Raw genomic sequence first — 14443 nt, 5'->3', positions numbered from 1 at the left:
GCAAAGGGCGCGGAGTTTCACAAAGATTACAAAATGTATACACTTCAAATTCAGCTGCGTACATGTAGCTTATTAAAGAGATTGCTTCTGAATTCTTGCCTAGCGGCTGCTAATTCATCGCAATGACCGTGACCGATGGCTCACCACAAAACTCAAACGTTTATACCACAAAGGCTTATTCAACCGTCATTGCGAACCTGCAAGTGTATATCGAAGTGAAAGAGCATACGTGAAGCAATCTTAAGCAAGGAAAAACTTCCTTATAGTGACCAATATTTGGATGCAATAAAGAAGTTTTGATAAATTACATGAGGTATATGCGCAATCAATGTGACCGAGGCTTAATCTAGGGCATTATACCGAAGTGAGTGTGAATAAACTTTCTCACTAACATTAAAAAACATTTATGATCAATCAAGAAACAAAGACTATAAATATAATAACATCCGAATCAGTTACGGTTCAGGATATGATAAATTCAATTATAGAACTTGACAATCACGTGATTAATGTTTTAGAAGAAACCGCAGTAGATAAATTACATCGGAATAAGGATTCTCGAATACTATTCTTAAAAAATATACATGACATTAATGTAAATACAATTATTCAGTTTTCCTTTCAGACAGAATCACAAAATAAGTTGACCGATAAAGATTGGCTTAAAAAAAGACTGCCTCACTTGTCCAGTTCAATAGATAGTCACTCTGATATTAGTAAATATGCTTTCCATAAGAATAGACATATTTTTAATCAAATATTAGACAATTTAATTCTAAACTATTTTTTTGAGTTTGAAACAAAAGTTAGAAACATAGTTCGTTCCATTAAGAATCTTGAAAACCCTTACTATAACCCCAAAAGTAAAAAGTCAAACCCATATTTAAATGGTAGTGAACCCTTTGGGGCAATAAGAAAAGGGCTTTTTGAAAATCATTTAAATTTAACTAATGAAGATTATGAGGTTATTGGAATTTACTCAGCGATTAGAAACACCATTCATAATTCAGGGTTTTATTTTTCACCAGATTCAAAAAACTCAAATTACACCTATAGAACGATAAACTATGTATTTGAGCATGGAAAACCAATCAGCTTTTTTGCTATGGAAATGAAGTTTAATATGATGAAAGATTTACTAACATTATTTGAGAATATCATTAATCATAACAAGGTTAAGAAGATTGAAAAAGTAAATGATCTTTCTGCTGAAGTCGAGTTTCAATAAACCTCTGTCGCAGGTTCTCCGAACCTGTGACTACTATTAACCTAGGACTCTGTCCTTGAGTTACCTTATTTACTAAGTCTCATAGCAAGCGGATCCTGAAACAAGTTCAGGATGACGGTCAATTTAAGCCTATTCAGAGCAGCATGCTCGACTGGTTTCAGGTTTAAATGGTTAAAACCATCACAAGGTGCCTTTTACACAAATAGCCCACGGTTTAAACCGTGGGCTATGGAGTAACAAGCTGACACCAACCGTTTCAACGGTTTCATTCTTATGCTTTAAAACGAAAAACCCCAAAGCCGCAATGCCTTGGGGTTTATAATTTCTAAGGTACTTGTAAGCTTAAAAGCCGGGTAGTAACTCTATATTAAGCCCATCTACATAAGCTTTATAGGCTGGCCAATCGGTTTTGAAGAAAGCATTGATTTCTCCAATCACTTCATTGGCTTTCTTTTCGGCATTGGCCAAAGCAAAGCGCATGCCCTGCGTTACTGGATCATAACTCCCACCCATTTTACCTCTAATAGTTCCTAAATAACTTGAGAGAACGCTCTTGTCATTTCGTGAACCCTGCGTGCTTTCAGCATAAATCAGTCGATTCAAAGCCGTTAGCTTTTTCTTGATTTCAGCATTCTTGGCTTTTAGAGCTGCATTGTCATCGGCAAAACCATCGATCAAACCAACGCTTTTCGTAGCGGCTTGCAAACGATCAATCGCTTCGGTAACAGGCGCCAAGAAATCATAGTATTCTTGAATGAATTTCTGTTTTGCCTCAATCTCATTCATGTCCCATTCAGGAGTACGCGGGTCTTTCAATACTTTAATTGTTTGGCTGCTTGAAGCATTCCCCTTTGTCATTTTAACAGTATAAGTGCCCGGCAATACATCATAACCACGTGGTGGCGCAGCACCTTCTCTGCTCGGACCTGAACCTGGCTGACGAACACCATCGCCTTCAAAACCCCAGTACATACGGTTCAAACCTTTGTCAGCAGACTGGTAGAGTGTTCTTACCACTTTACCCTGTGCATCAGAGATTTCAACTTTTACACGACCTGCATCTTTAGCATAGTAGCTTATGGCTGCACTAAAAGGCTTATTATCACCCATAAAAAGTCCGTCACCTGTACTTCTATACCCCATATACTGACCAATGATGGCATTGGTAGCATCTGGAATTGGGAAAACGTGAAGGTTTTCTGCCATCAGCTTTTTCATACCCATTTTAGTCGCTTCGCGAAGCGGACGGATATCGTCCAAAATCCATAATGCCCTACCAAAAGTACCGATGATCAAATCATGCTCTCTTGGATGAATTTGAAGATCCATGGTAGGTACAGTTGGGTAACCGTGCGTCCATTTGGCCCAAGTAGCAGAACCGTCCATACTCACGTAAAGTCCACCTTCAGTGCCTAAAAACATCAAGTTGGGCTCAATTGGGTCTTGCACAAACGAAAGCGCAAAACCGAATACAGCATCCTTCTTCACAATACGCTTCCATGATTTTCCGTAATTGGTCGTTTGGTACACATAAGGCTCCCAGTTGTTTCTTCTGTGGTCATCAAAAACCACTACGGCTGTAGCTGGGTCATAAGTACTTGGCTTGATTTGCTGTACCCAAGTGGCATCTGGCAAACCCTCGAACTTTCCTGCGCTGTTCTCCCATTTTCCACCGCCATCTTGCGTCAGTTGAACATTACCGTCATCGGTTCCTACCCAAATCACGCCTTGCTTCAATGGACTCGGCTCAATTACGGTAATCGTAGTATGCATTTCTGCGCCCGTATTGTCATAATTCAAGCCTCCTGTATCAATTTGTCTTTGCTTTTCTGGATTGTTGGTGGTCAAATCAGGAGAAATGATTTCCCAATTTCTACCATTATCGGTAGACTTGAAAAGGTACTGCGCACCGATATAGACTGTCTTTTTATCGATTGGATTGACATTTACACCTGCATTCCAGTTCCAGCGTAACTGTACACCATCCGGGTGCTCCGGTCTAATACCTACCATTTCACCCGTTACTCTATCGTAACGCTGAATGTTAGCGCCCTGACTCAATGAATAACCATAGCGGAAATCAGTAGGGTCTGGCACCACATCGAAGCCATCGCCACCGACTATTCTTTCCCAATAACCATTTCTAATTCCTCCGTTTTTCAACAATTGGCTTGGCCCTAACCATGCGCCATTGTCCTGCATTCCGCCCATTACATTGTATGGGTATTCCATATCGTAATTCACATGGTAGAACTGCCCAATCGGTAAGTTCTCAGAATATTGCCATCGGCCTCCACGGTCGGTGCTTAATACTAAACCACCATCGTTACCTAAAACCAAAAAGTTCGGGTCATCTGGGTGTACATACCAAGCATGGTGATCGACATGGATTATGCCTGAGTTCACAAAGTTTTGGAAGCTTTTGCCACCATCTTCACTGGATGTAACTTGGGTATGCAGTGAGTAAACCCTGTTTTCGTTCTGAGGATCTACATAGATATCGGCATAGTAAAACGGACGGCTACCAATGCCTCTGTCATTCTTGTTCGAAATTCTATACCATCTTTCTCCCCCATCATCTGAGCGGTAAATGGCGTTTTCTTTTGATTCCACCCAAGCGTAAATTCTATCGGGCATAGAAGGCGCAATGGCCAAACCTATTCGGCCTAAATCGCCTTTTGGTAAACCATGCTCCGCAGTTTTTCTTTTCCAAGTTTCACCACCATCGTAGGTAATGTATATACCCGAAGCTGGACCGCCAGAGTTAAAGAAATAAGGCCACCTTCTGTGTTCCCACATGGCCGCTACAATTTTATTAGGATTGGTGGGGTCGATTACCATATCGGCAATACCCGCACCCGGACCTCCGTAAAGTACTTTCTTCCAGTTTTTTCCGCCATCGGTAGATTTAAAAACACCGCGCTCTTCGTGTTCGCCCCAAGGAGAACCAATTGCACCTACCCAAATGGTATTTGGGTCGTTAGGGTGAACAATAAGGCGATGGATATTGCTGGTTTTCTCCAAGCCCATGTGCTCCCATGTGCGGCCAGCATCTAAACTGCGGTACACGCCATAACCAGAATTGAGAGAGTTACGTGGGTTTCCTTCGCCCGTACCTACCCAAATTACGCTAGGGTTGGATGGATCGATGGTCACCACTCCGATAGAGGCTACGTCCTGATCATCGAAAATCGGCTCCCATAAGGTGCCTTGACTGGTAGATTTCCACAAACCACCAGAGGCAGTTCCTGCATAAATAATGTTTTTGTTCGACCGAACTACATCGATTGAAGTGACCCTACCCGACATTCCTGCCGGACCGATAGAACGTGGTTCCATGGATTTGAATAAGGAAAGGTCGGTTTGCGCTGTGGCCGAAGCGGCACAGAGGCATAAGAATAAAAGTGAAAATAGATTTCCGAGCTTCATTGAGAAAGGATTTTGTTATTTATCAATGGCTCAAGGTAAAACTATCTCAAGGTTTTTGTGGGGTGGAATTTTATTAGTGGTTGGTTAATTCTAAAGTTTTACAGAACTTTCAAATGTATATTTGTATAAGCTTGTTTGAAAAAATGATACCCGACTTAGATAAACTACATATCGAGTATAAGAACAGTCGGAATAGGACTAGAAAGCTACTATCAAAGATAAGAGCATTGGAAAAAAAATATTATTTCCTAGAACGAATTACTAGACCAAGAAAAACAACCGATACCAAGAGCGATGATATAGAATTGGAGTATGCCATCATGCATCTTTTTGAAGATCTGAATTTTAAATGTGAAAAGCCGAAGTCAAACGCTGATGTTGATGTAAAGGTAACGTTCGAAGAATTCTATTTTGGAATTGAGGTTAAAAATGGAAACTACGTTGGAGAAAACGAATCATTACAACCTTACAAGCATAAATTGCTAAATAACGATTCCTTCCAACCACTATTAATATACAATAACTCTCTGACAAATCAAACTTGGGATGAACCTAGAAAATTAATTGCTGAAGGAGCCAGATTTGGATTACTATTGACATCAGAACTCAAAAAAGGATATCTAAAATTGAAAAGAAACAAAATCACATTTAATCAATTTCTGAATCAACTAACTATCTGTGGTGAAATAAAATTCTCGAACTCAGCATTAGGTAAGGCTCATAAAAGCGATTAGCCTCAAATGAGGCTTAACCAAGAATGGCAGTAAATGTAGATACACGAGAATGTGTAAACCACTACATAGCAAGCTTTTAGCCTTACCTATTTTTCTTAAATAAAAGCATCTTCATATACCATCATGGCTTGCTAAGCTGGAACTTAACACCGGTAAGAAAAATGGAAATGCGAGTTTTGAGCTTTGCACACTACTATGATGATGTTTGCTTGATATTTCGTCATTTCGAGAAATAAGCGTTACATCAGCAACAGCTTATGACGAAGCAATCTCAAGCATTGTTGAATTGGAAAGGTAGATTGCTTCACGTAAACATCTTCACATCGAAGAACTAAAGCAGGTTCGCAATGACGGCTAAATTAGGCCTTGCCGGTTAGCCTTGCGTATTCTTGTTGTATTCCGCCCCGTTGGGGCTATAAAGGTGTCGCCCCGCTGGGGCTTAATGTACCGTATATGTTTCTCCATGCTACAAATATGTCGCCCCTTTGGGGCTCAGGTTTTGCACATGAATTCAGCTACTCATAGTCCTGAAAGGGCGAAATACCAAAACGAAGGGTGTAACCCATCGGAAATCATGGATGTACCCCTATGGAAGTCCTGTAAGGACGAGATAATTGAAAAAGGACTCAGCGAAGAAGCAATGACGGCTGAATAAAGTCCTGTAGGTTAGTTTAGCCAAATTTTAAAGCTTATCATAAAAGGCCATTATGATGCCTCCACGCTGATTTTTGAAAATTATTTTCAGTTTTTTGATATTTTTTTCTTTCCACGACTACTTTTTAACAAAAATTGGCATACGAGTTGTAAATGGAAAATCAGTTGGAAGTTTAGCGGTATGCTCACTTTTATTTAATGCAATCACAACCCTCTCAGGGAAGTAATTCTTAAAGAAGCATGCAAGCAAACAGAAGGCACAAAAACTCAAATTATCTCAATGTATAAAACTCTAAAACTGAGCATGGCTGTCATAGTGATGGCTGGATTGCTCGCCTGTGAAGAAGACGGAATTAACCCTAACAATGATTCTAGTTCTACACCACCACCTTCTTCTTCTCTGATTAAGGCCAATTTTGAAAACAGTATTGTCAACCTAAAGGAAAATGATGGTTCCTTGACCGTGCGAATTCAATTATCAGCCGAAGCTGAAGAAGATTACACCTTGGTATTAAATTTAGATGACGCCATTGGTCAAGGCAGCTTCTCTACAGAGCCAGCCTTGAAACAAAGTCAAATTGATTTAGAAATCCTTGCTGGCCAAACTGTGGCAGAATTTAAAGTCGTTCCTCAAGACAACGATTTATTATCTGGTCATAGCACCCTTAAGTTTAGAATAATTGATGGAGTTTCTGCGGTTGGCGGAGATTCAGATAACATCGAGATCAATATTCTGGACGATGAGCTTTTTGGCAAAGCGCAATCTTTTGAATCATCGGCTAGTGGCTGGAAAACCAAAAGAACATTCGTGTATGATCAACAAGGTCGTGTGAGCAAAGTGAATTGGACATCTGAGACTCCTGGAGCTAGTGCAGGCACAGACACCTATTATTATGATGCGAATGGTATGATTGAAAGGATCAACTACTACCCTAACCAAGACGAGTATTTTATTAAGCAGAATGGAAGAATAATTCGGTCTGAGAAAATTGAATACGGTGTAAAAAAATCTTACTCAGAATATGATTATGATTTTATGGGCAATGTAGCTGGTAGAGCAGACTATTACCTTCAATCTAATGGTTCATATGAACTTAGCTTAATATTTGTTTACCTATATTTTCAAGACGGTAACTTGTACAAGCAGCTCGCTTATTACCCAGCTCAGAACGGTGATTTGAAATTGACCTCTACTCGTACTTACGACCACTACTTAGACAAGGTAAACCCATTTCCTGTGAATGAAGTAATTCCTACTATCAAAACACAAACAAAGTTACCTGCTTCTTATCGAGTGGAAGAAAACGGTGTAGATCTATTGTATCAATTCGATTACGAGTTTAACACGAATGGCGAAGTGACCAAAAGAACTACCAAAGGTGAATCAACACTATACTTTTACTATTAATTAACCACCAACGGAAAAGTATCAAGAGTAATTCAACCCATCATAAATTTGAAAAGCTCTTGGTACAAACCGTTTCTTATTAAACTATGGTAAATGTAAAAACTCAAAGGCCGAGCATATTATATGCTTTGGCCTTTTTACTCTTTGCTTGCCAGCCAGAAAAGAGTAATCAAACTCAAGACAGCAAACCCTCTGCGGTATATCCTTACTTCAAAGAACCTAAAGTCAGCTTTATTTACGAGCGCTATTTAGATATTAAAGGAGCATTGGTGGCAGGAAATGCTGAAATGGCGCAAAAAAGTGCCGATGTATTTCAACTTTCAATTGGTTCATCTTCAAACCTATCAGACTTAGCAAAAAGCATAAAAAGGGAGCCTGAGATAGATAAACAACGTAAACTGTTTACAAGGTTAAGTATTGAAGTTTTAAAGTTATTAGAAAAACATCCCCCAGTAAATGGGAAGGTTTTTGCCTTTCGATCTATGAGTGACAGCAGCGAAGTTTGGCTGGCCAATGAAGCCCGTGTAAATAGCCCTTACGATGGAAGTATTTCTAACGGAAAGTTGTTCAAGGTTTTGGGTAAAGAAGAGCACGCTAATCTTGTTAAAAAACAGTCTAAGCGACCTAATACAGAGAGGCTATAATCAAATTACCTACTAAGAATTTAAAGCCATATCAGCCCTTTCAGGGCTGATTTTACACTATCTGATATGGAATGGGCTGAGCCCATTCCTTTGTTATTTCGCCCCGTTGGGGTTATAAAAAGCAAGTCTTATAACGGAAAAAGTTTTAAGTCAAAATCCAAGCTGTCTTTTCAATGGTAAGCCCTCAGGTAGAATAAAAAAAGCATCTTCCAATTCCATCCTTTCAATCCTACTTGCAATACTTATGACATTGTATTCGGCATTCTCAACAATCGTTTTTAAAGGTAAAGATTTAGTTTTTTCAACATAAAAACTCCACCCTCCGAATTTGTGACTCTCAAATGACTTGGCGTCTATTGAATATTTTGAGTTAAAATAATAAGTCGTTTTATCCGATTCGGAAATTACTTCAAGTACATCACATTCGATACCTAATACTTCCTCCTTTTTATCTAGAAATTTGAAACTTACCAATGGTCCTTCTTCAAAACTACCATCCACCCAGTACAATGTATCTGAAACAGTCATTTTACTATACAATCTATTTTGACTTGCATCATACAATTGCCATTGAAAGTATTGACCGTTACTCAGCGTTTTATAGTGGTTATTCTTAATATAGTAGTCTTGAGTAGACCCCATTAGCATTCCTATCTGTTCATTACTGACATTTGGCATCTTACTCTCATAAGTCACTTTATAAGTTATCTTGCCCTCAAAATCTTGAGCACACACGGTGCTAAAAGAGACAGCAAGAAGCCCTATGATTAATCTAAATTTCATCTTTATTAATTTAAAAGTTCAGTAAATATCCAGTGATCAAAAATACTAAGTCTATTCATAACTCAATACTCAATTCTTTAAAAAGCCCCAATTCGAAGCGTCATTCCGCAGGAATCCTTTCACGTCCTACAAGTCAAGCCTTTCTGTGTTTCTGAAAAACTCAGAAGTCTCGTAGCCAACGGGATAACTTAGAGTAAGCTAATTACGCTTTAGTTAAGCTTATTACTAATAAGCCAAAGTTATCTCGCCCTTTCAGGGCTGAATTTACTTTATACTGACAAGGAATGGGGTCAGTCCATTCCTTTGTTATTTCGCCCCGTTGGGGCTATAAAGGTGTCGCACCATTTATATTGCCATACCACAAATATTCAGTCCTGTTGAGGCTTGGATTTTGCACATGCATTCAGCTACTCTTAGTCCTGAAAGAACATAATATCAAAACGAAGGGTGAAACCCTTCGAGAAACTCGAATCTACATTCAAGAAAGTCCTGTAAGGACGAGATAAACCAATGCGACTTTCTGTTCATGGCTATAAATAGGAAATTCGGGAAGAATCAAAAAGGCCTGTCAGGTTTTAAAACATGACAGGCCTTTGCTTAGTGAAACCTTTAAGCGATTGAGCTTTTAGAACAACAGTCCAGCCATTTCCACCAGTCTGATAAATTCAGCACGATAGCCTTCTTTGTCTTGACCTTTTGCGCTTTTCGCTAATTCAATGACCGCATTAAAAGTAAGGTCATTTTTGTATTCTGAATTTCGAAGCATCATTCCAAAACCTGCTACTGCAGCCGACCAACGGAAGTTTTCAGAGCTATTACTCAATTTAACAGATTCATTTTTAATCACTTGCTGTAATAAAATACTGGTGTCTCCATCAGGCTTTTTGTATCGTAATTTCACCGTCATTAAATCGGTGGTGTTCCCTGTGGTTTTCTTCACTTCTGTATTTTGGTATTTCAAATCGTCCAAAGGTTTGAACTGGCTGTTCACCCCTACTGGAATGATTTCATATAAAGCAGTAACCGTATGGCCAGCGCCTAATTCGCCTGCATCCTTTTTATCGTTGTTGAAGTCTTCATCATTCAGCTTTCTGTTTTCATAACCAATCAAACGATAAGCTTGTACCGTGGCAGGGTTAAACTCTACTTGAATTTTGACATCTTTAGCAATGGTGAAAAGCGTTCCACCAAACTCGTTCACCAATACTTTCTTGGCTTCTAAAATATTGTCGATGTAGGCATGGTTACCATTTCCTTTGTCGGCCAAAAGTTCCATTTTAGAGTCTTTGTAATTGCCCATTCCGTAACCCAAAACGGTCAAGAAAACACCTTCATTACGCTTTTCTTCAATCAAGTCTTCCATGGCCTTATTGCTCGATGCGCCTACATTAAAGTCGCCATCAGTAGCCAAAATCACGCGGTTATTTCCTTCTTTCAGAAAATTCTGTTTTGCGATTTTGTAAGCCAGTTCAATACCAGCACCGCCAGCCGTTGAACCACCTGCATTCAGTTTGTCTAAAGCTTCAATAATCTTGTTTTTCTCTTTACCCGAAGTAGAAGGCAGCACCTCTCCTGCTGCGCCTGCATAGACCACAATGGCCACATGGTCTTCATCGCGCATTTGATTCACTAAAAGCTTCAATGATTTTTTGAGCAAAGGCAATTTATTATCCGCCCCCATAGAACCCGATACATCAACCAAAAAAACAAGATTGGCAGGAGGTAATTTATCTACTTCAATCTTCTCGCCCTGAATTCCAATATGAACGAGCTTGTGTTGGGTATTCCATGGCGCATCGGATACTTCATGCTGTACCGCAAACGGATGTTTCCCTTTCGGTCCTTCATAGTCATAATTGAAGTAGTTGATCATTTCTTCAATTTTCACAGCATCCTTAGGCGGCATTTTTCCACCATTAATAAACCTACGCACATTGCTATATGAAGCTGCATCAACATCAATTGAGAAGGTGGAAAAAGGATTCTTCCATGGCGTGTTGAAGCCATTTTCTTTTATTTCAGCATAATCTTCCTGACTTAATTCTTTTGGGTACTGGTAAGCAGTAGAAAAATTATTCTCGGGCTGCATGTACATTTGAGAAGAGATATCAATATTTATCTCTTCCTGATCTGCTATACCCTGAATCATTAATTTTCTTGTCTGTTTGGCTTCTGCTTGCCCTATTACGATGACTTCTGCCATTTCCTGTGCATCTACTTTTAGACTAACATTGATTACAGACTGCTTTCCTACTTTTACTTCTTGGGTGATGTAGCCTAGGTATCTAAAAATCAATACCGTTTCGTTATTGGGTACAGTGATGCTGTACTTGCCATTGGCATCCGTAGGAACACCTTGAGTAGTTCCTTTAATCAATACAGAAACTTGAGATAGCGGAAGGTTATTATCGGCACTTTTTACAATGCCCGTAACTTCCTTTTGAAAATCTTTGGCTTGGCTGTTATGGAAAATGCCAGTGAACAGCATCATTACTATTATTAAATTCTTCATCGCTAAAAGGTTTATGTAAAAAATTCTTTAACCTTGAGATGCACGGCTTTTGAAGATTCCATAAAAGCAGAGAAAAAAAATTCATTTATAATCCGTTGTTCTCGAAAAAACGAACTGATATCGCCCAAAAAACTGACCTAGAGCTGATTTTCACTTATAAAGAAAATCAGGACAATAGGTGGCTTGGTGAGCTGTATAAGCGATACATGAGCTTGGTGTATGGGGTTTGTTTAAAGTATTTGAAAGACCGCGATGCTGCTCAAGACATGGTAATGCAGGTTTTTGAAAAATTGCTTTCGCAGCTACAAAATCAAAAAGTAGAAAATTTTAAAAGTTGGCTCTATGTGCTCACTAAAAATGAGTGCTTAATGCTGCTCAGAAAACAGAAGTCGCAAGGGCATTCTGTAGAAAATGGAGAAGCCGTTATGGAAATTGCCTTGGCTGTGCATCATGATACCGAAGCGAATGCATTGGAAAGTGATTTAACCAAATTGGAAGACTGTATTGACAAACTGAATGAGGAACAAAAAGTCTGCGTGCAGTTCTTCTATATTGAAAAGAAGAGTTACCTAGAGGTGGTAGCACTGACAGGTTTTGATTTGAAGAAAGTAAAAAGCTACATTCAGAACGGACGTAGAAATTTAAAAATATGTGTAGAAAATCTTCGTGAACAAGAAGCATAACCATATTAAACAATTGACCCCAGCAGTATTGGAAGCCTATAAAAAAGGGCTCTTAAATGCTGAACAACAACATCAGGTTGAAAAGCTGATGTTGGAAGACCCTTTCTATGCCGATGCACTAGAAGGCTGGGAACAAATTGACGACACGGAGCTAAGTGCGGACTTAGCCAAGCTTCAAAGCCGCCTAGACGAAAGACGGGAAGAAAAGAACAGCATTGGTTTTTGGACAATTACCCGAAGATTGGCAGCCACTTTATTAATTTTAATTACTGCTTCCTTTTTGTTTTTCTGGTTACAGAATAAAGATGAAGCACCTGAAGAATTCACAGCAAAAAAGGAAGTCGAAACTGAGGCCAGGCCAAGCACGGACAGCCTTGAATTGATCAATCCAGACCAGTTAGAAAAACCAAGATTAACCGCTTCGAATACCGATACCAAACCCAAAACAATGACGCTCTCCCCGATTGCCGATGAGGAAGAATTGGCTGAAATGATCATTAAAATTGAGGGAGAAATGGAAAGCATTGATTTAAAAGCCCTTTCAGAAGCGACAGAAAACAAAGCTGCAAAAGCAAAAATGGAAGAGGCTGTTAGAATGGAAACGGCTAAAACGCTGGTCGAAGAAAAAAATGAAGCTCAAATGGCCAGAACGATGGATGTTCAAAGCATGCTGCAAAGCCGAGCGGCAGGGGTTAAGATTGATGGACCGAAAATCTCATTAACAATTGTTGACGCTAGTGACCTCTCACCCCTGCCTCAAGTCTCTGTTTTTATCAAAAATACAACACAGGGAACAGCCACAAATATTCAAGGCAAAGCAGAAATTTCAGTCGACACTTCTGCAACTTACGTGGTTCGCTATTTAGGTTATGTTAGTCAGGAGTTTAAGATAAGTGACCTTCCTAAAATGAATGATACTATTAGAATGCAAGCTGATGCCACGGATCTGGCTGAAATGATTGTCACTAGTCAAGCTCGTGCCAACCAAAAAGCAGTGCCTGTAATGGGAATGTCTGAATACAAGGATTACTTAGAAAAGAGTATCATTTACCCTGAAAATGAGTCGAAAACCAGAGGCACGGTTCGAGTGGAGTTCATCATTCACGCAGACGGCACATTGAGTAATTTCGAAATCAAGAAAAGCTTAGGTACAGCTTTCGATACAGAAGCTATCCGATTAATCAAAGAAGGACCAGCTTGGCAAGCAGCTACGGATGAAAACGGAGCTTCAAAAGCTTCGACTGAAATCATTCAGGTGGTTTTTAAGCCATAAGTATTGGAGACCTACAAAGCGATAACTTTAGGATAAAACCCTCCAAAAGTTCTCATTCATAACTCTGTTGAACTCAATAGCTTCTGATGAGATAAGTGTATCAACTTTTGGAGGGTTAAAGTTGAATATAAGTCTTAAAGAGAATCCCACAGTTTTCTAGGTGGCACTAAAAAAATTGAAAAGCGCAAATAGCTTGAATCCTTAATATCATACTCACTAATGGCCTTCTTTATTCTATCACCGGGGTTTACAGTAAAATAAGTGAGGTTATGAACATAGCCTACATCTACACCCATCCAAAGCCAATCATGAATTTCTTGCTCTACCTTGAGTTTAAAGTAAACATCAGCCCGCTGTAAAGTGATTAAATGCGCTTCATTTTGGAGGGCATCAGTAAGGTTGAATCTCCAATTCACCAACTCGGTTTGGTATATAAAGTGCGTACCCTCTTTCCAATGATACCTCAAATTAATTGAGCTTGGTAAAATGGCTTCAAACAACATTTTTTCTGAAAGCTGCTTTTTATAACTGAAGGTTGGGTAAATATTTAAAAGCCCCAAAGCGTAGTTTACTACACCTCCATAGCCAATAATTGTACTTTCGTTTAATTGCTTGCTGTATTCCCCCATTGCTAAATATCGACTGGAAAAGCGGTTAATGCTCCAAGTATCACTGGCCAGTTCTGTTAATATAATGAGCGAGAATTTCTTCTCTTTAGAAATGTTTCTTTGATACAGAAAGTTTAATCCGGCATTGTTGAGGTGATTGTTATTTAAAAAATCGAATAATTCACCTTGTTGGCCTGTCCCAACACCATAGGATTGTTTATAATACTTAAACTGAAAGCCAAAAAGTGTTTTTTCCTTTAGAATAAGCGGCACCCCTAACCTCACTCTAAGCAAGTTATCTTTAGCTATGCTAGATATGGAGTTATTTTCACCAACAGGCTTCTCATAAGCTTCATAATTAGAAAGATATTCGGAAGTAAACTCAACTACCTTAGGTCGATAAGTAATAATGTCTTGAGCATTTACACCGATAGTTAAGAATAGAAAAAGGAAAGAAAGTAATAGTCGCATTAAAGGCATAAGTCTA

At 39.2% G+C, this 14443-nt stretch carries 11 protein-coding genes; 7 read left to right on the top strand and 4 right to left on the bottom strand.

Going from position 1 to position 14443, the window contains the following annotated elements; genetic code table 11:
* Nucleotides 1–406 precede the first annotated feature (406 nt).
* A complete protein-coding gene (locus MB14_RS15975; protein WP_062593348.1) occupies nt 407–1228 on the top strand; it encodes a hypothetical protein in 822 nt (273 codons plus the stop codon).
* A gap of 342 nt (nt 1229–1570) precedes the next feature.
* Here the strand turns inward: MB14_RS15975 and MB14_RS15970 are convergent, their stop codons facing one another.
* Complete coding sequence (locus MB14_RS15970) at nt 1571–4657, bottom strand: hypothetical protein (protein WP_062593346.1); 3087 nt, start codon at nt 4655–4657, stop codon at nt 1571–1573.
* A gap of 227 nt (nt 4658–4884) precedes the next feature.
* Here MB14_RS15970 and MB14_RS15965 point away from each other — a divergent pair, with 227 nt between their 5' ends.
* From MB14_RS15965 to MB14_RS15955, 4 genes are all read left to right on the top strand, one after another.
* Nucleotides 4885–5391 carry a hypothetical protein gene (locus MB14_RS15965; protein ID WP_132643972.1) on the top strand — a complete coding sequence of 169 codons (507 nt, stop codon included), beginning with the start codon at nt 4885–4887 and terminating at the stop codon, nt 5389–5391.
* Between the two features lie 505 nt (nt 5392–5896).
* Nucleotides 5897–6046 (top strand): hypothetical protein, encoded by a 150-nt coding sequence (locus tag MB14_RS18995; protein WP_165899455.1) that lies wholly within the window; start codon nt 5897–5899, stop codon nt 6044–6046.
* 303 nt (nt 6047–6349) lie between these two features.
* The gene (locus MB14_RS15960) at nt 6350–7453 is read left to right on the top strand and encodes a hypothetical protein (RefSeq protein WP_062593341.1); all 1104 of its coding nucleotides are present in this window, start codon (nt 6350–6352) and stop codon (nt 7451–7453) included.
* 86 nt (nt 7454–7539) lie between these two features.
* On the top strand, nt 7540–8097 hold the full coding sequence (locus tag MB14_RS15955; RefSeq protein WP_062593339.1) for a DUF3347 domain-containing protein: 558 nt from the start codon (nt 7540–7542) through the stop codon (nt 8095–8097).
* A 150-nt stretch (nt 8098–8247) separates the two neighbouring features.
* On the opposite strand, the gene MB14_RS15950 is transcribed toward MB14_RS15955, so the two are convergent.
* Entirely contained in the window at nt 8248–8880 is a 633-nt protein-coding gene (locus MB14_RS15950) for a hypothetical protein (RefSeq protein WP_062593337.1), read from the bottom strand.
* Nucleotides 8881–9505: 625 nt separating this feature from the next.
* Nucleotides 9506–11392, bottom strand: a complete 1887-nt coding sequence (locus tag MB14_RS15945; RefSeq protein ID WP_062593335.1) for a YfbK domain-containing protein — start codon at nt 11390–11392, stop codon at nt 9506–9508.
* Between the two features lie 95 nt (nt 11393–11487).
* Between MB14_RS15945 and MB14_RS15940 the strand changes: the two genes are divergently transcribed.
* Both MB14_RS15940 and MB14_RS15935 read left to right on the top strand, forming a co-directional pair.
* Complete coding sequence (locus tag MB14_RS15940) at nt 11488–12075, top strand: RNA polymerase sigma factor (RefSeq protein WP_062593333.1); 588 nt, start codon at nt 11488–11490, stop codon at nt 12073–12075.
* Nucleotides 12059–13348, top strand: a complete 1290-nt coding sequence (locus MB14_RS15935) for a TonB family protein (RefSeq protein ID WP_062593331.1) — start codon at nt 12059–12061, stop codon at nt 13346–13348. The genes MB14_RS15940 and MB14_RS15935 overlap by 17 nt, the downstream gene beginning before the upstream one ends.
* A 134-nt stretch (nt 13349–13482) precedes the next feature.
* On the opposite strand, the gene MB14_RS15930 is transcribed toward MB14_RS15935, so the two are convergent.
* Nucleotides 13483–14427, bottom strand: a complete 945-nt coding sequence (locus MB14_RS15930; RefSeq protein WP_132643970.1) for a hypothetical protein — start codon at nt 14425–14427, stop codon at nt 13483–13485.
* Nucleotides 14428–14443: the final 16 nt, after the last annotated feature.

It is taken from the genome of Roseivirga ehrenbergii (assembly GCF_001593005.1).
GTDB lineage: Bacteria > Bacteroidota > Bacteroidia > Cytophagales > Cyclobacteriaceae > Roseivirga > Roseivirga ehrenbergii.
This window is presented reverse-complemented; position numbering and strand designations above follow the sequence as displayed.

Bases quoted from the DNA above. Each gene is read 5' to 3' on its own strand.
- MB14_RS15955 (WP_062593339.1), top strand. From the start codon at position 7,540: ATGGTAAATGTAAAAACTCAAAGGCCGAGCATATTATATGCTTTGGCC.
- MB14_RS15975 (WP_062593348.1), top strand. From the start codon at position 407: ATGATCAATCAAGAAACAAAGACTATAAATATAATAACATCCGAATCA.
- MB14_RS15950 (WP_062593337.1), bottom strand. From the start codon at position 8,880: ATGAAATTTAGATTAATCATAGGGCTTCTTGCTGTCTCTTTTAGCACC.
- MB14_RS15930 (WP_132643970.1), bottom strand. From the start codon at position 14,427: ATGCGACTATTACTTTCTTTCCTTTTTCTATTCTTAACTATCGGTGTA.
- MB14_RS15970 (WP_062593346.1), bottom strand. From the start codon at position 4,657: ATGAAGCTCGGAAATCTATTTTCACTTTTATTCTTATGCCTCTGTGCC.
- MB14_RS15945 (WP_062593335.1), bottom strand. From the start codon at position 11,392: ATGAAGAATTTAATAATAGTAATGATGCTGTTCACTGGCATTTTCCAT.
- MB14_RS18995 (WP_165899455.1), top strand. From the start codon at position 5,897: ATGAATTCAGCTACTCATAGTCCTGAAAGGGCGAAATACCAAAACGAA.
- MB14_RS15960 (WP_062593341.1), top strand. From the start codon at position 6,350: ATGGCTGTCATAGTGATGGCTGGATTGCTCGCCTGTGAAGAAGACGGA.